This is a genomic window from Rivularia sp. PCC 7116 (assembly GCF_000316665.1).
In the GTDB taxonomy this organism is placed as follows: domain Bacteria; phylum Cyanobacteriota; class Cyanobacteriia; order Cyanobacteriales; family Nostocaceae; genus Rivularia.
Genome location: NC_019678.1, coordinates 8,520,146 through 8,538,325, shown reverse-complemented (window position 1 = coordinate 8,538,325; position 18,180 = coordinate 8,520,146). Strand labels below are relative to the sequence as shown.

Below are 18,180 nucleotides of genomic sequence, written 5' to 3'. Positions count from 1 at the left end.
ACAACTCATTTCAACCTAATCTAGCAAGCAATTATAAAAGTCAGGAAGGTATTAAACTAAGTAACATTCACACAAATATCTAAATGCAGCAACTCTAAACTGTAGCTATGACACGGAGACACTACAGCCATATACTAACCGAGCAAAAAGTTTATTTCTATTTATATAAATCTTGATGATGAGAAAAGTACGATCGCACCTTCTTATGGTTGCCCATCTCAGTCGCACTCTAATAAATTTTATAAATAAAAAATGCGGATGAAAGGACTTGAACCTTCACGCCCGGAGGCACTAGAACCTAAATCTAGCGCGTCTGCCAATTCCGCCACATCCGCATTAGCTTATATACTATACCATGAAAAACATTTTTTTCAAGAACTCTTTTTGAAACGGTGTTAATAAACTGTTGGTGACTTGATTATGGTGGCTTGGGTATAGAAAATGAATACCAAAACTACCAATGGCGGCGTTAAGTCTAAATGATAGTTTTGGCTAGATTTTATCGAGTGGCTAAGCAAACCTAAATTTTGAGTAATGCCTAAAAAATATTTGCCAATCAAATAAATAGTCGGAAAGCAGCTTAGAACCATTCACATGATATTAATCCGAGGCAAACGATGTTTAAAAGAACAGAGGATTTCCCAAGAAATTGTGTTTAATTTATGCGCCCAATCCTCAGCAGTAATTTTTTCGTTACCCTCATTGCCAAGAATTGTGACGATTTCATTTTCCTGTACATCAGAAATGCTGCTGACATCTAACATTATCTGATCCATAGTAATTGCACCAATTTGAGGTACTTTTACTCCTCCGATCAAAACTTGCATATTGTTAGAAAGATTGCGGGGTATTCCATCCGCATAGCCAATTCCTACAACAGCTATACGCATCTTTTTAGAAGCAATAAACTTATGTCCGTAACTAACACCAGCACCTTTTTCAATCGTTTTGACGTGAGTGACTCGTGCTTTAACTTGCAAAACCGGCTGTAAATCAACAGTATCTTGTAAATGAACTGATGGATAAAAACCATAAATTGCTAACCCTACCCGTACCATGTCGTAATGTAAAGAATTATGACTGAGAGTACCAGCGGAATTCGCTAGATGTAAACAAGGTATTTCTATGCCAATATTTTTGATCGTAGCGATCGCGCTATCAAAACGCCGATGTTGCCGATCCATTACAGTTTTATCGGGACTATCGGCGGTTGCTAAATGAGAATAAACGCTTCCTATATTAAGATGAGGCAAGCTTGCCACTAATTGAACAAATTCGCCGCAATCTTGCCAATTAGTCCCCAGTCGAGACATTCCAGTATCTAATTTGAGATGTACCGTTAAAGTAGAATCAAAATTGATAGTTTCTAAAACATCGGAAAATATTAAAGCTTGCTTAGCGCTACAAATTGTAGGCTCAAGTTTATTTTCAACAATTGCTTTAACTTGCTCCGGAGTGTTAGTAGCACCCAAAATTAGAATTGGTACTTTAATTCCAGCTTCACGTAATTGAATACCTTCGGGCACGGTAGCTACACCCAAGCAATTAGCTCCCGATTTTAAGGCTGTTCGTGCAACACTTACTGCTCCATGTCCGTAAGCATCTGCTTTTACTACAGCCATAAACTTAGTTTGTGGCTGTAGCAACTTTCGTATTTCAACTATATTATTTGCCAATGCTGCTAAATTAATTTCAACCCAAGCACGCTGGGTTACCCAGTCATAAGTATGCCCCGAAGCAATAGAGCTAACAGTTTTATTTTGTTCGTGACTTAACATTGATTCTCTCCAATTCACACCACTTCCACGCAGCAACGTTTAGCTACATATCTCGAGTATTAATATATTTCTTATCTCAGAAGCTGCTCGGATTGATCTGGAAGTTTACCGTTTCCTATGGAGAGAAAACAAGTATTCTCAAATTGCGTGGTAAATATGCAATTATTTATTCTTAATATATTCTGATTTGTTGATGAAGGCTTTTCGCCCTCTCCCTTAGTGCCAAATACTGCTATTACTTTAATTCGGTTGCCTAATAACTAAAAACCTGTAGCCAAGTATTAACCGCTTTTTAAATGACTTTACACCACATTTCTGCCTAGTATAAATTAAATACAGACAGCAAACCAGATTCAATTTGTGTTAATATATGTAAAACTAATACCTTGAGCGACTATCAATGGGAAAGGTTTTAGTCCTTAACGCTTCTTATGAACCGCTCAATATAACGAGCTGGCGACGCGCTGCAATTTTGCTAATTAAGGGAAAAGCAGAGCGAGTGGAACACAACGGTAAATTTATTTACTCTGATTTCCCGCTTCCGACCGTTATAAGACTGCGCTATTACGTGCGCGTTCCTTATAAAGAAATCCCCTTAACTCGTCGAAATATATTGCATCGCGATGGTCATACTTGTCAATACTGCGGTTATAAAGGCGATGACTTAACACTCGATCATGTAATCCCGCGATCGCGCCGTGGAGGCGATAGCTGGGAAAACATCGTTACTGCCTGCGTTCGCTGCAATGTCAAAAAAGGGAGTAGAACGCCTAAAGAAGCTCAGATGCCATTGCATCATGCTCCGCGCCGACCTTACAGTAGCCTTTATTTTGAGGTCAGCAAGCATCTTAAAAGTGGTTTGCATCAGGAATGGCAAAAATACGTAATAGGACTTTGACCTTTTTCTCAACTGGTCATAGGTTTCTGTTCTCTTAACACAATTAAGATGTTTGGGTGAAGCAAGCTTCCGAGCTTATCAAATTAACGACAATTTGGAAATTGCCGTTCAGTTTTTGCAGTGAAATACCAGAATAAATTAGCATTAATAGCCATCAAACAACTGCAGCAGCAGTTCTATGTAAGGTTATTCAATACAAATTTATTTCGTCCGACAGATTTCGCTACATGAACCTTAATATTTTACATCATGTTTACAAAACGGCAAGTAGGGTGCATCTAAATTACCGAAAAACATTAAATCATATGTAAATTTCGTATTAAATTGCTTTAAAACGATTGATATTTTAGAGGCTACGTAACATAAGATACGTAGCCCTATTTAAGCAAAAAAAGATAGCATCACATCCGATGAAAGTTATTGCATAGCCCGCTATTGGCACTTTGTACGAAAAAGTGTAATATCGTATAGCTTAGTTAATATATACTATACAAATAGTAAAAGCTTTTCCAAAAAAAACTGCTGTGCCATCAACTTTCAGAGAATAGATTATTTTCATTGAGGCAGAAAAGTGTCGCAATATATTTATATATTGCTATATATTGGCACTTTGCTACATAGAGTGCGAAAGTTATAGTGTGTAGCAGGTAAAAATATTTAGTTTTCTAAAAAGCTTTTGAATTATCCCGCTCGCGCTACAATCCACGTTCCCTATGCAAAGAAATTCTTCTAAAAAGCAGGTTGAAGATTTGCAATCACAGCTAGATCCAACCTTGAAAAGTGTTGAAATCGATCCGGATGCCTTAGAAGTATCGCTTCGATCTGATAAATCTGTCGCTACGGCAACAAGCAGTAGCAACAATAGTCGAGCAGTTTCTCGTGCTACCACCTTGGCTGCTCAAAAATCGGAACAATTATTAAATACGCTTAAAGCACACAAACACGAGCGGCAAATAATAATATTACAAGATTTTCCAGACCCCGATGCTCTTTCTTCTGCTTGGACATACCAGTTGATTGCAGAGCAATATGATATTAAGTGCGATATTACTTATGCTGGTACTCTTTCCCATCAAGAAAACATTGCTTTAGTAAAACTTACTAACTTGCCAGCAACTCGTACTCCTTTACAAAGTCTAAAAAATCGCGATCTATCATCATATCAAGGCTATGTACTGGTTGATAACCAAGGAACGACTTCTACATTACTAAATGCAATCCAAGAAGCCGGAATTCCTTTGATAGTAATTGTAGATCACCACAATTTGCAAGGCGATTTAAAGTCAGAATTTGTTGATATACGTCCTGGTGTCAGAGCAACTGCGACAATTTTTACTCAATACCTACAAGCAGGTTTATTGCAGTTAGATAGCAGCATGAGCGAACATGTGAATTGCGCCACAGCTTTGATGCATGGCTTGCACTCAGATACAAATAGACTGATGCAGGCTAGAGAAGAAGATTTTATGGCAGCAGCCTATCTAAGCCGTTTTTATGATGGTCAACTGCTTAATACAATACTACAAGCAACTCGTTCTAAACGAGTCATGGACGTTATTGAACGCTCCCTGAGAAATCGCATTGTACAAAATAATTTTTCAATAGCTGGTGTTGGTTACTTACGTTACGACGATAGAGACGCAATCCCCCAAGCTGCTGATTTTTTAGTGACAGAAGACAACGTTCATACAGCAGTAGTTTACGGTATAGTTCACGATGAAGATGAAGAAGAGTTAGAAGTTGTGATTGGTTCTTTAAGAACTAACAAACTGACTTTAGATCCTGATGAATTTATTAAAGAAGCTTTTGGACAAGACAGCGCGGGTCGTTTTTTTGGTGGTGGTCGTACCAGTGCTGGAGGTTTTGAAATTCCAATGGGTTTCTTATCCGGAAGCAACGAAAATTCACCTTATGCAAAAATGAAATGGGAAGTTTACGATGCTCAAATCAAACAGAAGTTGTTGAAGTTAGTTAATCCTAAAGATAATCTCATTTCATCTGATGATGAATAATTATTAGTTGTTAGTTGCTTGTTACAGAATTATCAACTGTTCGCCATTCATTCAAAATCTAAAATCTAAAATTCAGGGTTGTGGAATTATATTTAATCCGGCATGGTATTGCTCAGGAAGCTACAAGTGAAATTAGAGATGAAGACCGAAGCTTGACAGAACAGGGACGCAAAAAAACACAAAAAGTAGCTCGGCGTTTCAAAGACCTGGGTTTGAGTTTTGATTCGATCCTAACGAGTCCCTTAGCGAGAGCGCAGCAAACGGCAGAAATTTTAATTTCTACAGAATTAAGTTCGCAATTAGAAAAATGTTCCTATCTTGCTCCTAACGGTAGTATTAAGGACTGGGTTGAGAAATGGTTAAAACCCAAACAATATTCACCTACAGCTTGTTTGGCATTAGTTGGACATGAACCTTGCTTAAGTAATTGGGCTGAAATTTTAATCTGGGGTGAAGCTAAAGACGGCTTAGTTCTAAAAAAAGCAGGTACGATAGGAATAGAAATACCAGAAACTTTACCTATTTTTGGCAGTTGTCAAATGTTTTGGTTGACACCACCTAGATACTTTATTTAATAGCAATCTAACTTTTCATTAAAGTTATTTTGTAATAAAGGATACTGTTATGGTGGTAAAACTTTCTGGTAAGTTAACTCTATAAAATCTTTCAAACATTCGTATGGTATTGCCATGATGGTTTGCGAATTTAAGCCCGGATTGGATGGTGTTCCCGCAGCTCAATCCAGTATTAGCAATGTTGACGGGCAGAAGGGAATACTAGAATATCGTGGCATCCGAATTGAAGAACTAGCAAAAAAGAGTACTTTTCTGGAAACTGCTTATCTGTTAATTTGGGGCGAACTCCCGTCTAAAGAAGAATTAGCATTATTTGAAGACGAAGTACGTCAAAATAGAAGAATAAAATATCGCATTCGGGACATGATGAAGTGTTTTCCCGAAAGCGGTCATCCAATGGATGTTTTGCAAGCTTCAGCAGCAGCATTGGGTTTGTTTTATTCGCAGCGCGATTTGAATAATCCGGTTTATATCAGAAATGCTGTCGTCCGCCTGCTGGCAAGTATTCCGACAATGGTAGCGGCTTTTGATTTGATGCGACGAGGTGACGATCCCGTGCGTCCTCATGATGATTTAGACTATGCTGCTAACTTTTTGTATATGCTGCATGAAGAAAAACCAGATCCGATAGCAGCGCGGATATTTGATGTCTGCTTGATACTTCATGCCGAACACACGATGAATGCTTCTACCTTTAGTGCTAGGGTAACAGCTTCAACTCTTACCGACCCCTATGCGGTAGTTGCAAGTGCAGTCGGAACTTTAGGAGGTCCTTTGCACGGTGGAGCTAACGAAGAAGTCATTCGGATGTTAGAAGAAATTGGTTCGACCAAAAATGTCCGTCCTTACGTTTTAGACTGCATTCAGCGTAAAGCAAAAATCATGGGTTTCGGTCATCGCGTTTACAAGGTAAAAGACCCCCGTGCGAAAATCTTGCAAAATTTAGCAGAAGAATTATTTGCAAAAGTTGGGTATGACAAGTATTATGACATTGCCCAAGAAATGGAACGAGTGGTAGAAGAAAAACTCGGTCATAAAGGAATTTATGCGAATGTTGACTTCTACTCTGGGTTAGTGTATAGAAAATTAGGAATTTCTACAGACTTCTTTACGCCAGTATTTGCGATGGCTCGCGTCGCTGGTTGGTTAGCGCACTGGAAAGAACAGTTAGTGCAAAACCGCATTTTCCGTCCCAGCCAGGTTTACAATGGTCGCCACAACGTTGATTACGTGCATATAACCGAACGCCCTTAAATTAGGAGTTGGGGATTGGAAATTAGGAGCGAGCAGTGAATTATTAATAGTTATCTCCCCGCTCTCCCCCATTTGCTCCTCTGCCCATTCCCTATTTAATCCCTAGCGTGAGGAATCTTTATCCATAAAATAAGTAGAAACTCTCGGACGAGTGAGAGAACAGCAAGCCTTAGAACGATATACTAGGCATGGTCATTTTAAATATCTGAAATTTTGCCTTTTTTAGGTAAAGATATTGTTAGATTACTTTACAACTATTAATAAGTGTCAATATTTGTAAGTAACTAGCGAATTGATAAAGGATGAAAAATTTTATGTAGTTTTTCATACTTTATTGTTTAAATCTCAGAAGAGTGCTTTTTGCTCTTTTGGTAAATAAGGCAATTGACACCGCCTATAGCTCTACGGATTAAGTTTTAGTAAAATATTTAACCTGTAGAGGCCTGGGAGATATCTGAATTTTGTCATTTGTCTCCTAAGCGATGAAGAATCCCGTGCTGTATCGCGGGTTGTGTCAGGCTTGAGTTAACTTCAAGAGTATAGAGATGAATTCAGGAATTGATCTGCAAGGAACTTTTATTCAAAGTTTGATGGATTTGGGACTGCCTGCGGGTACGGCTAAAGCCATTTGGATGCCCTTGCCTATGATTTTAATGCTCATTGGTGCCACGGTAGGGGTACTAGTGTGTGTTTGGCAAGAGCGAAAAATTTCAGCAGCAGCCCAGCAGCGGATTGGTCCGGAATTTATCGGACCTTTGGGTTTGCTTGCACCAGTTGCGGATGGTTTAAAGTTAGTCTTTAAAGAAGACGTAATACCTTCAAAATCTGACCCTTGGTTGTTTACCCTTGGTCCCATCATAGTTGTCTTGCCCGTATTTCTGTCTTATTTAATTGTGCCGTTTGGACAGAATTTGTTAATAACTAACGTCGGAATGGGGGTATTCTTATGGATTGCTCTTTCTTCTATCCAGCCAATTGGTTTATTGATGGCTGGCTACGCATCCAATAACAAATACTCTCTCTTAGGGGGGTTGCGAGCAGCAGCACAATCTATTAGCTACGAAATTCCTTTGGCGCTGGCTGTATTGGCAGTTGCCATGATGTCGAATAGCCTCAGCACAGTTGATATTGTCAACCAACAATCTGGTTACGGTATTTTAGGTTGGAACGTTTGGCGACAACCAGCAGGTTTCGTGATTTTCTGGATAGCAGCCCTGGCAGAATGCGAACGTATGCCTTTTGACTTACCAGAAGCGGAAGAGGAACTAGTAGCAGGTTATCAAACCGAATATTCTGGTATGAAATTCGCTTTGTTTTACTTGAGTTCCTATGTAAATCTAGTATTGTCTGCTTTACTGGTATCTGTTTTATATCTAGGTGGTTGGGATTTTCCGATTCCGATCAACTTAATTGCAGGTTGGTTGGGAGTAAGTGAAGTTAATCCGGTTTTACAGGTAGTTACGGCTTCATTAGGTATCACAATGACCGTACTAAAAGCCTACTTCTTGGTATTCCTAGCAATCTTGTTACGTTGGACAGTACCAAGAGTTCGTATTGACCAACTATTAGATTTAGGTTGGAAATTTTTACTGCCCATCGGTTTGGTTAATTTGCTGTTAACCGCAGCCTTGAAATTGGCTTTTCCCGTTGCCTTTGGTGGATGAATCAAAAGTTATGAGTTATGAGTTATGAGTTATGAGTAAATAAATATTTCTCAATTCTTAACCCCTAACTCCTAACTTTACTTAAGTAAAAGGAGAGAGAGACAATGTTGAAGTTCCTCAAACAAGTTGTTGATTACGGAAAAGAAACCTGGGAAGCTACTCGTTACATAGGTCAAGGTTTAGCCGTTACTTTCGACCACATGCAACGTCGTCCCGTTACGGTACAGTATCCCTACGAAAAACTGATTCCTAGCGAACGCTTTCGGGGTAGAATTCATTTCGAGTTCGATAAGTGTATTGCTTGCGAGGTTTGCGTTAGAGTTTGCCCAATTAATTTACCCGTAGTGGATTGGGAATTTAACAAAGCCAGCAAAAAGAAAAAGCTCAATCACTACAGTATTGATTTTGGAGTTTGTATATTCTGCGGTAACTGTGTAGAGTATTGTCCGACAAACTGTTTATCAATGACAGAAGACTACGAGCTTTCTACCTACGACCGTCACGAGTTGAATTATGATAGCGTTGCTCTAGGTCGTCTGCCTTATAAAGTCACAAACGATCCAATGGTAACGCCGTTGCGTGAATTAGTTTATCTTCCCGAAGGTGTAATGGAACCTCATGGTTTACCAGAGGATGCACCCCGTGCAGGTGCTTTCCCAGAAGACTTTGTGGAAGAAGAAAAAGAAGATGTTAAAGGTTAAAAGTTCTACAGACGTAGCATGGCTACGTCTGTAAGGAAGTTGTGAGTTAAAAAGAAATTAACAATTAACAACTAACAACTAACCCTTTGGGTACTCTTCGAGAAAGCTGAGCCGCACGCTCTACGCGAACGCTTACAGCAGTAGCTTATGGGGGAAACCCCCGATATCTTGCTGCTTAACAACCAACAATCAACAACGAAGGACGAAAAAAGTGGATTTAGCGGGTGGAATACAGATAGTTTCGTTTGCCATACTGGCAGCGATGATGATTGGAGCAGCCCTAGGAGTTGTACTATTTAACAACATAGTTCACTCTGCTTTTATGCTGGCTGGCCTATTTGTTAGTATTGCAGGATTGTACTTATTACTGAATGCTGACTTTGTCGCGGCAGCCCAATTACTAGTTTATGTTGGAGCGATTAATGTATTGATTTTGTTTGCCATTATGTTGGTAAACAAGCAAGAAAATTTTGTACCTTTGCCAAATGCTTGGGTAAGGAAAGCATTAACAGGATTAGTAAGTTTAGGATTGTTTGCACTTCTAAGTACAATGGTTCTAGCTACACCTTGGAGCATTTCTACAGCAACTCCTGTTACAAACTCTATAGTTGTAATTGGCGAGCATTTCTTTACTGACTTTTTGTTACCTTTTGAATTAGCTTCCATTTTATTATTAATGGCGATGGTAGGGGCAATTATATTAGCGCGTCGCGAATATTTACCTCCTCAAGAAACTTCAGACCAGATGCCACAAACTGTTTTAGAATTGCCAGAACGTCCAAGAGAATTGGTATCGGCAGTCGGTGAAGACAAATAACAGTTATCAGCTAACAGTTATCAGCGAACAGTGATAATTAATATTTGATAATTGATTTAACATAGGAATAGTAAACAATCATGCAACTTCAGTACTTTTTATTACTAGCTGCTGCTTTATTTTGTATCGGCATTTATGGAATTGTCACCAGCCGTAATGCGGTACGGGTGCTAATGTCAATTGAATTGCTGCTAAATTCGGTGAATTTGAATTTAATGGCTTTTTCTAATTATTTAGATTCAACATTAATTAAAGGTCAGGTTTTCGCCGTATTTGTTATTACTGTAGCGGCAGCCGAGGCAGCAGTAGGCTTAGCAATTGTATTAGCAATATATCGCAATCGCGATACTGTAGATATGGAACAGTTTAATCTCCTTAAGTGGTAGTTTCGTGGAGCTTAAGCAAGTAATTATTGCCTACAAGGCACGAGACCCCCAAAGCAAACGCTGGGCTGAAATCTGTGCTAGCCAGTTAGAACATCGTAAATGCCATGTACTGATGGGCCCTAGCGGTCCGAAGGATAATCCATATCCAGTTTTTTTAGCATCGGCAACCCAACAAATTGACTTAGCTATAGTGCTTGGTGGTGATGGTACGGTTCTAACTGGTGCAAGACATTTAGCCCAGGCTGGGGTTCCTATTTTGGCCGTGAATGTAGGAGGTCATTTAGGATTTTTAACTGAATCGGTAGAAGAGTTTCAGGATACCGAATCGGTTTGGGACAGACTTTTAGAAGACCGTTATGCCGTACAGCGACGGATGATGTTGCAAGCAGCAGTTTATGAGGGACAGGGTTCTGATTTGGAACCAATAACCGAAAACTATCTTGCTTTGAACGAAATGTGTATAAAACCCGCTTCCGCAGACCGGATGATAACGTCAATTTTGGAAATGGAAATTGATAATGAGGTCGTCGATCAATATCAGGGAGATGGGTTAGTTATTTCTACCCCTACCGGTTCTACTGGCTATACTGTTTCAGCAAACGGTCCGATAATGCACGATGGAATGGAAGCCATTACTATAACTCCCATTTGTCCCATGAGTCTTTCGAGTCGCCCAATTGTATTACCTCCGGGTTCGGTGGTTAGTGTTTGGCCTTTAGGAGATTTTGATTTAAGTACTAAATTGTGGACTGATGGTGTTTTAGCAACTTCCATATGGCCTGGGCATCGTATAGATGTACGTATGGCGGATTATCGTTCTAAGTTTATTATTTTACGAGAAAATTATTCGTACTATCAGGTTTTGCGCGAAAAACTGCTTTGGGCTGGCACCAGAGTTAGGTATAACAGCAAACATAGTGCTAATTAAATGTATAAAGGTTTGTAGTTTCGCTTTAGCGCTATCTAAGGTTTGGGCGATAAAGCGCAGCTACGAACTAATCTAAACAAACAGCATCCACTTCAACTTCAATTAACATTGCAGAATCTATCAGCGAATTAACTTCCAGCATTGTGGAAGCAGGAGGATTCTCAGCAAAAAACTCTTGATGTGCTTTTCCGAATTCAGCCCAAAGAGAGATGTCTGTGACATACATTCTTGTTCTGGTTACGTTATGAATATCGGCGTTTAAATTTTGTAAGGCTTGTTTAACGATTTCAAAGCAGCGTTTCGCTTGAGCGTAAGCATTGCCGGGAGCAAAAACACTACCATCTTCGGCTACTGCTGTGGTACCCGATACATAAATATGATTTCCTGCTTTGATAGCACGACAGTAGCCAACGGTAGACTCCCAAGATGCACCGGAAAAAGTTCTGGTGATTTGCATTCTGAATATTCGAGGTAGATTTTCAGGACTAAAGTTTTTGCTACGAAGCTATTTTAAAATACTATTAAACACTTTCGAGTAAGGGTAAATGAATTATTTGAAGTTGTATTTTAGCAAGGAGATTAGCAGATGGAAGATATAACCAAAAACCCGGCTATCATGAACCGGGTTCTGTGTTTCTTGCAAATGATTTCAATAAAACTATAATTATTGCATCTGTAATAATTCTTAATTCTTGAAAGCTTACATAAGCTTAGAATTTGCAACTTCTTCAATCAACTTTTCTTAAGAAATAGCTAATTACGCTAGTAACTATTGATAGTACTATTGAACCGAATAAAGCTGCTAAAGGTCCACTAATTGTGAAACCGTAACCCGGTGTAAAAATAGTTGCTAACCAAAGGGTAAATCCATTGACAACAAATGTAAATAATCCAAAGGTGAGCAAGGTTATAGGAAATGTTAGAACGCTCAGAATTGGTCTGATAATAGCATTAACTAATCCAACAACAATAGCTGCAACCAAGGCTGCGACAAAGCTTTGTATAACGAATCCAGGAACAATATGAGCGGTAATTAGCAGTGACACCGCAGTGCCAAGCCAAGTTAATATAAAGTGCAGCATGGGCTTTGTTTGGGAAAAATATTGATTTGTCTGAGTAATTTACAATAAACTTTTCGGTATCCGCTCATGAATGAAAGCTGAGAAATAATGCTTTCCGAGTAATGGCATCTAATGATACCTTATTTTTTTGGATATATATTATCTTATTGCGGGTTCTCGTTGCGACTTTAATTGAGTTAATTACTTAAATATAGAATCACTCGATAGCATTATTAATTGTTATGTAGGCAAGGAATATTGTACATCTTGTTCGGCTTTTTAGTCGTGCAGCGAATAAATTTTATACCACGATTCGTTAAGAGTTTAGTCTTTTTCCCAGAAATGGGCAATATTGATTTTTATTTCGTAAAACTACATACTTATTTCGGGGCAAGCTTTGAAACATTGTGCGTTCTTAGTCTAGTGCTGTAAAAAGACTTGGGTTGGCTTGCGGAGAAATAGATTTAAAGTATTTGGATGAGTCAGGGTTTTGTATGTGGAGTGAACCCGGCTATACTTACTACTTCAAAGGTGAGCAAAAACATTTAGAACAAACAAAACGTCGTGGACGCAGATTGAGCATTATTGGTTTTTTTCAACCTCTAATCAGCTTTGTCTACGGTTTGGTAATAGGCGGTGTTGACCGTAAAGCTTACATTCAAATAATGGAATATGAAGCTGCTGATGCCGAAAAAACTGGGCGTACTAGAGTAGTTGTACAAGACAACGGACCGATACATCGATGCCGAGAAGTACAGCAATTATGGTCAAAATGGGAAAAACAAGGCTTGTATATATTCTTTTTACCCAAGTACTGCTCAGAAATGAATCCAATTGAACTTGAGTGGCAGCATATCAAAAAGGATGAATTATCTGGTCAAATGTTTGATGATGAACTAGACCTTGCCGGGAGCTGTAATGAATGGGGTTGAAGCCAGAGGGGAGAAAGGAGCTTATAAAACAGAACGTGTTAAATTTTACTCAAATACCTCATCTTAACTTTTCGTTACATAGCTATATTTTTTTTCGCCGACTTACTTATATGATGTCCGGCAATTACCGATAATACGTCATTGCGAGTGGAACGGAGTGAAACGAAGCAATCCCAACCACTGCGATGATCCGCAGCTTCGCTGAATGCTTCTTATGGTTGATTTAATTTGCCAGTTCAAGGTTAAAGTCCTAGGTTGGGTTAAGGAACGAAACCCAACAATCAAAAACTATAGCTGTGGTATTGTTGGGCTTAACTATGTCCTTGCGGACACGCTGCGCTAACGTTCAACCCAACCTACTAATTTGCACCAATTTCGTTAAGCCTGAATTCCCACCTTGAAATCAATTTCTCTGCGAGAAAGCCTCCGGCTTACAAGGCTCATACACAAAGTACGTTAAAACGCACTGAAAAAATTACCCAGTCTGATTTATCAGACTTTGTTTTTTAGCCTGGGAATTTATTCCAAGGCGGTTGTTGAAAATATTGCCAGTTATAAATTAAGCGCGATCGCGATCCTACCATCCCTAGCATTAAAAATAATAATGGTGCCGTACTCTCATAGTAACGACACCCGATAAAAATTGGATATTAAATTAACTCACTATCAATTAACGCTTATCTAAAAGTTGCCAAGTAGCTCCTCCGACAACTCCATCGGCTTCTAAACCATTACGTTTCTGAAATGCTTTTACTGCTTCTAATGTTACAGGACCAAAATCTCCATCAACACCTTTGAGTAATCCTAGAGTAGATAGCTTTTCCTGTAATTTTACTACCTGAGAACCTCGCATTCCTGGACGTAAAATTGGTAATCCGGCTGCGGTGTATTGTACTACAGGAGTTTTTCTCTTGGTGGTTGTACTGCTTCTACGATTAGTTGTAGTTTGACGAGTTCGCGTAGTTGCAGCTTGTCTTTGTGCGGGTTTTCGTTTCCTAGTGGTGGTTTGACGAGGTTTGGGTTTTGCTGGCGTTGGTTCGGGATTAGTTGCTCTTGGTGTTGAGGGTTTTGGCTCTGGAGCCGGTTGCACAATCCGAACTGGACTATTGTTTGCAGCGGTTGTTACTCTTCGTTGCTGTGTGGAATTGTTTACGACTCTAACGCTACTGAAGGATTCAGTAGGCATGGGAAAGGTATTAGAAGGTGGTGGTGTAGCGGTACTTACAGGATTTGATGATGTTGATGCTGTGGATGTACCGGTACTAGGAAAAAGGGTTTGCCAAGTATTGTTATCTACTACTCCATCGGATTTCAAACCTGCTGCTTGCTGAAAACTCGAAACTGCTTGTTTAGTTGATTGGCTGAAGATACCATTAACTTCACCTTTATAAAAACCTAAAAGTTTTAAAGCTCCTTGTAATTCTCTTACAGGTACTCCTTCGCTACCTATTTTGAGGCTAGGGCGATTCATCGTAGCCCCTACAACTACTTGAGCAATCTGTTTTTGGGGTGCTGCAATTGAGACTCCAGCGCTAGCTCCAAAAAACAGGGGACTAGAGGAAATTAGAAGTAGCCAGTAGAATTTATTTCTCGGAAGGAAACGAAACGATATGAGAGAGCGTAAGTACTTGATAATACTTAGTTTTTTACTACCTATCATGGTTTGTGCCCCCGGCAAGTCTCTTACAAATACACTATCTATTAACCAGTATAAAATTAAATTGCGACAGCAGTGTAAATGCTTAAAATAAACCGCAAACTGTAAATAATTGATTCTAAGTAAACGTCGCTCACTGCTGCTAGGCAATTACACTGCTAATTGCTTCTTGTTGACCGATTATAGACACAAATGGTTCCTGCAAATATTCGATAGCTGCTTTGGTAGTATCTGCACTGCTTAGGGCTGCGATATCTTGTTGAAATTTTTGATCGAAGCCTATTCCCAAACCGATAATTTCATACCAACCGTATATCTGGGCGATTTGTCCGTTGGTTTGTTTGCCCAGGGCGTATTGTCCGAGTACTTTGTTTTTTGCAGCTTGTAAGACGCTTTCTTCTAATTTATTGCTTGAAAGTAAATCTACTTCTTTTCGCAACCCTTTCAAGGCTCTAAGGGTATTTTCTGGTGCCGTACCCATATAAACAACAAAAGAGCTTGAGAACTGCCTGGTGGGGTAAAATGCCGATACATCGTAAGCTAAACCAAGCTTTTCTCTTAATTCAATAAATAAGCGACTGGAAAGCCCGTTTCCTAAATAACTGGATAGTAATTTTAAAGCAGCGTAGTCATTGGAGTCTACCGAAGCACCTAAATAACCCAACATAAGTACTGATTGCTGTGTTGCTTGGGGGGTAATTACTTGTTGTGGCTTGGTTTGAGGGATTGACACATTTGTAATCGGTAGTGTTTTGTCTACAGCTGGTTGCCAATCGCCGAATAATTTATTGATTTGTTGTTCTGCATTTTCAGACGAAATACGACCGGAAATGCTAATAACTATATTATCTGGACGAAAATAAGTTTGATAATATTCAACTAAATCTTGCCTAGTTAAACTGCTGATAGTAGTTTCATCCCCCAATCCCGAAGATGCATAAGGATGATTTTTGTACATAATTTGACGTAATTGCTCAAAAGCAACGCTAAAAGGCTGTTCCTTTTGTAAACGCACATCTTGTAGAGAAATTCGCTTTTCCATCTCCACTTCAGCTTCAGGAAAAGTAGGCGATCGCAATATTTTTGCTGCTAATTCTAATATCTGGGTAAAATCAGCAGTTACGGTTTTCAAGGATAAAACAAAATAATCTGTAGCAGTATCGGCACTTAAACTAGCTCCAACAGATTCGACACGCTCGGCAATTTCCAAGCTCGTAAGTCCATCACATCCTTTAGTAAGTACAGCGCCAAGTAAATTTGCCAACCCTGCTTTTTCTGGATTTTCATAACAACTTCCAGCACGGATAAATATTCTAGTTGCAATCACATCGGCAGCAGAATTTTCTGTAACTAGAAGTACTATCCCATTTTTCAACTGAGTACGATAAAGATTCGATAATTTTGGCAAGGTTGTCATTTAAATTGTTGAGTTTAGATTTTAGATTTTAGATTAGCAAGCAGTCAGTGGCGAGTTATAAATTCATTTCCTCTTGTCTTTCCTTCTACCCCACCCCTTATCTCTTTATTCGCCCTTTACGATTCTAATATCCCTTAATGTTCTGGTTTAACTACCGTCACGGCGTAATTATCGGGAGAAAGATATTTATATGCTATATTTTGCAGTTCTTTTGAGTCAAAGGATTGAATTTCCTGGGGATAATTTACTGAAAGTTCGGCTGAAGCGATGGTGTTGTAATATCCATAAAGTCCTGCTAATTGATTTGGCGTTTCTGTAGAAAAAGCATAGTCATTGCACAGCATACGTTTCGCACGGTTGAGTTCTTGCTCGGTAATTTCTTGGCTGATTAATTGTTCTAAATGAAGCCGGATCAATTTTTCTACGCTCTCTAGTTGTTTTGATTCTAGCCAAGCATTGATAGTAAATAAACTGGATTGCTGTTGCAGTGAAAAACTGCTGCCAATGGAGTTAACTAATTGGCGATTTTCCCGTAAATCAGCGATTAATCGCGAAGCTCTTCCTCCAGCTAAGATTACTGAGAGTAAATCTAAACCATAACAAATGCGAAGTTTGTCTACTCCCGGAGCTAACCATGCCATTAGCAAGCGGGCTTGTTCTAACCTAGGTAGTTTAATCTGTTCGCGACAAATTCCGTTAATACAAGGCTTTGTTGATGGCTGTATCGCAGGAAAATCCGCAGATGGTGGAGAAAAATCATTAAAAGCCTTATTTACTAATTCCAAAGCTTTCGACGCAGAAATTCCTCCGGCGATCGCTATTGTCATATTTTCTGGTTGATAATGAGCGCGATGAAAACAACGCAGTTGCTCTACTTGATGTTGTGCTATGTCTTGCTCGCTTCCTAAAATTGAGCGCCCATAAGGATGCTGCGGATAAATACTTTGACAAAGTGCTTCAAAACCCATCCAATCGGGACTGTTATATGCTTGCCGAATTTCTTCTAAAATGACATTACGTTCGCGGTTTAGTTCAATTTCGGGTATGGCAGCATTAAGTAATAATTCACCCATTAAAGGTAAAGTTTCTTCGAGATAATTAGAAGCTGTAGTCAGCGAATAATGAGCATAATCATAACTGGTAGCTGCATTACTTACACCACCAAGAAATTCAATTGTTTGATCGAATACTCCAGCTTCTAATTTTTCGGTACCCTTAAATATCATATGTTCTAGGAAGTGAGCCATTCCGCACCAAGACTCTGGTTCTAAATTGGCTCCCGCTTTAACCCACACATCTGCCACAGCAATGGGAGTGGTAGATATTTCCTGGTGAATCAATGTTAACCCGTTGTCTATTTTGAAGACTGAGGCTGGAAACACGGTACTATTTTGTTCTATAAGAATATTAAAGATTTTATCAGTTTTTATTGATATTAAATTCAATATGCTAAGTCTTTTTCTAACAAAAAAATATTTTTTTTAAACCAAGTTTTTCATCTAATCATACTAAAATCTAATTCTTGAAAATCTTAGCTAAAATCTATACCATTGATATTGCATTTTTGATTGCAAAACTCGATCCTTAATTAAGAATTGTTGCTATTGGAATCGCTAAAGTTATTACAGATGTCCACCAATAAAGACTATAAGTTGATGTATAGCTAAATCTTATAAAAGGCAAAGGTGTACATTACTGTAGTGCGGATGTTCTGCGTTTTCCTGTACCTAAATTAAATACGCAACGGCTTAACAAGTATTGTTCTTGATATTACTTATAATTAATTTCTTGCTTTTTATCTACTGATTTCTATGACAACTTGACGTATAGTAAGAATTAAAAAATCAAAAGAAAGCTCCTCAAACCGAAAAGTGATTTAAGGAGCTTTCAAATTTTAGTTCACCGCAACGCCGTTTTACCTAAGTTTATGACCTGGTTAAACCAGGGGGGAGCCTAATACCTCGCTTAAAGTTTCCGGATGCAAGTCCGGTTTACTGCCACGAAACTCTTCGGTTCCCATATCATAAAAATCATAGATCACAAAACTGTATGGCAGTCACCAACGTTGCAGTGCAACAAACCTATTATAACTTTCACTTA

15 protein-coding genes, 1 tRNA gene, 1 other RNA gene and 1 pseudogene are annotated in these 18,180 nt (G+C 39.0%); 10 read left to right on the top strand and 8 right to left on the bottom strand.

Features of this window, described 5'->3' with window-relative positions; translation table 11 throughout:
• Nucleotides 1-253: 253 nt before the first annotated feature.
• Nucleotides 254-335 (bottom strand) — tRNA-Leu (locus tag RIV7116_RS32745).
• A gap of 255 nt (nt 336-590) precedes the next feature.
• Nucleotides 591-1,778 carry an alanine racemase gene (alr, locus tag RIV7116_RS32740; RefSeq protein ID WP_015122644.1) on the bottom strand — a complete coding sequence of 396 codons (1,188 nt, stop codon included), beginning with the start codon at nt 1,776-1,778 and terminating at the stop codon, nt 591-593.
• Between the two features lie 400 nt (nt 1,779-2,178).
• Between alr and RIV7116_RS32735 the strand changes: the two genes are divergently transcribed.
• From RIV7116_RS32735 to RIV7116_RS32695, 9 genes are all read left to right on the top strand, one after another.
• Nucleotides 2,179-2,676, top strand: coding sequence for an HNH endonuclease (locus tag RIV7116_RS32735; RefSeq protein ID WP_015122643.1), 498 nt, complete (start codon nt 2,179-2,181; stop codon nt 2,674-2,676).
• Between the two features lie 713 nt (nt 2,677-3,389).
• On the top strand, nt 3,390-4,688 hold the full coding sequence (locus tag RIV7116_RS32730) for a bifunctional oligoribonuclease/PAP phosphatase NrnA (protein WP_015122642.1): 1,299 nt from the start codon (nt 3,390-3,392) through the stop codon (nt 4,686-4,688).
• 80 nt (nt 4,689-4,768) lie between these two features.
• Entirely contained in the window at nt 4,769-5,263 is a 495-nt protein-coding gene (sixA, locus tag RIV7116_RS32725; protein ID WP_015122641.1) for a phosphohistidine phosphatase SixA, read from the top strand.
• Between the two features lie 114 nt (nt 5,264-5,377).
• Nucleotides 5,378-6,517 carry a citrate synthase gene (locus RIV7116_RS32720; protein WP_015122640.1) on the top strand — a complete coding sequence of 380 codons (1,140 nt, stop codon included), beginning with the start codon at nt 5,378-5,380 and terminating at the stop codon, nt 6,515-6,517.
• A gap of 545 nt (nt 6,518-7,062) precedes the next feature.
• On the top strand, nt 7,063-8,181 hold the full coding sequence (gene nuoH / locus RIV7116_RS32715) for an NADH-quinone oxidoreductase subunit NuoH (RefSeq protein WP_015122639.1): 1,119 nt from the start codon (nt 7,063-7,065) through the stop codon (nt 8,179-8,181).
• 107 nt (nt 8,182-8,288) lie between these two features.
• A complete protein-coding gene (gene ndhI / locus RIV7116_RS32710; RefSeq protein WP_198287653.1) occupies nt 8,289-8,882 on the top strand; it encodes an NAD(P)H-quinone oxidoreductase subunit I in 594 nt (197 codons plus the stop codon).
• A gap of 211 nt (nt 8,883-9,093) precedes the next feature.
• Complete coding sequence (locus RIV7116_RS32705; RefSeq protein ID WP_015122637.1) at nt 9,094-9,699, top strand: NADH-quinone oxidoreductase subunit J; 606 nt, start codon at nt 9,094-9,096, stop codon at nt 9,697-9,699.
• Between the two features lie 80 nt (nt 9,700-9,779).
• Nucleotides 9,780-10,085, top strand: a complete 306-nt coding sequence (gene nuoK / locus RIV7116_RS32700) for an NADH-quinone oxidoreductase subunit NuoK (protein WP_015122636.1) — start codon at nt 9,780-9,782, stop codon at nt 10,083-10,085.
• Between the two features lie 4 nt (nt 10,086-10,089).
• A complete protein-coding gene (locus tag RIV7116_RS32695; RefSeq protein WP_015122635.1) occupies nt 10,090-11,013 on the top strand; it encodes an NAD(+) kinase in 924 nt (307 codons plus the stop codon).
• A 67-nt stretch (nt 11,014-11,080) separates the two neighbouring features.
• On the opposite strand, the gene RIV7116_RS32690 is transcribed toward RIV7116_RS32695, so the two are convergent.
• Nucleotides 11,081-11,470, bottom strand: coding sequence for a RidA family protein (locus tag RIV7116_RS32690; RefSeq protein WP_015122634.1), 390 nt, complete (start codon nt 11,468-11,470; stop codon nt 11,081-11,083).
• Between the two features lie 271 nt (nt 11,471-11,741).
• Nucleotides 11,742-12,095, bottom strand: coding sequence for a phage holin family protein (locus RIV7116_RS32685; RefSeq protein WP_015122633.1), 354 nt, complete (start codon nt 12,093-12,095; stop codon nt 11,742-11,744).
• A 425-nt stretch (nt 12,096-12,520) separates the two neighbouring features.
• Here RIV7116_RS32685 and RIV7116_RS32680 point away from each other — a divergent pair.
• Nucleotides 12,521-13,006: pseudogene (locus RIV7116_RS32680) on the top strand (transposase); the annotation flags it as partial.
• Nucleotides 13,007-13,676: 670 nt separating this feature from the next.
• Here RIV7116_RS32680 and RIV7116_RS32675 read toward each other — a convergent pair.
• From RIV7116_RS32675 to ssrS, 4 genes are all read right to left on the bottom strand, one after another.
• Entirely contained in the window at nt 13,677-14,666 is a 990-nt protein-coding gene (locus RIV7116_RS32675; protein WP_015122632.1) for a peptidoglycan-binding protein, read from the bottom strand.
• Between the two features lie 139 nt (nt 14,667-14,805).
• A complete protein-coding gene (locus RIV7116_RS32670; protein WP_015122631.1) occupies nt 14,806-16,080 on the bottom strand; it encodes a pitrilysin family protein in 1,275 nt (424 codons plus the stop codon).
• A 134-nt stretch (nt 16,081-16,214) separates the two neighbouring features.
• A complete protein-coding gene (locus RIV7116_RS32665; RefSeq protein WP_015122630.1) occupies nt 16,215-17,462 on the bottom strand; it encodes a pitrilysin family protein in 1,248 nt (415 codons plus the stop codon).
• Between the two features lie 513 nt (nt 17,463-17,975).
• A non-coding RNA gene (gene ssrS, locus RIV7116_RS34590) (6S RNA) lies at nt 17,976-18,157 on the bottom strand.
• Nucleotides 18,158-18,180 lie beyond the last annotated feature (23 nt).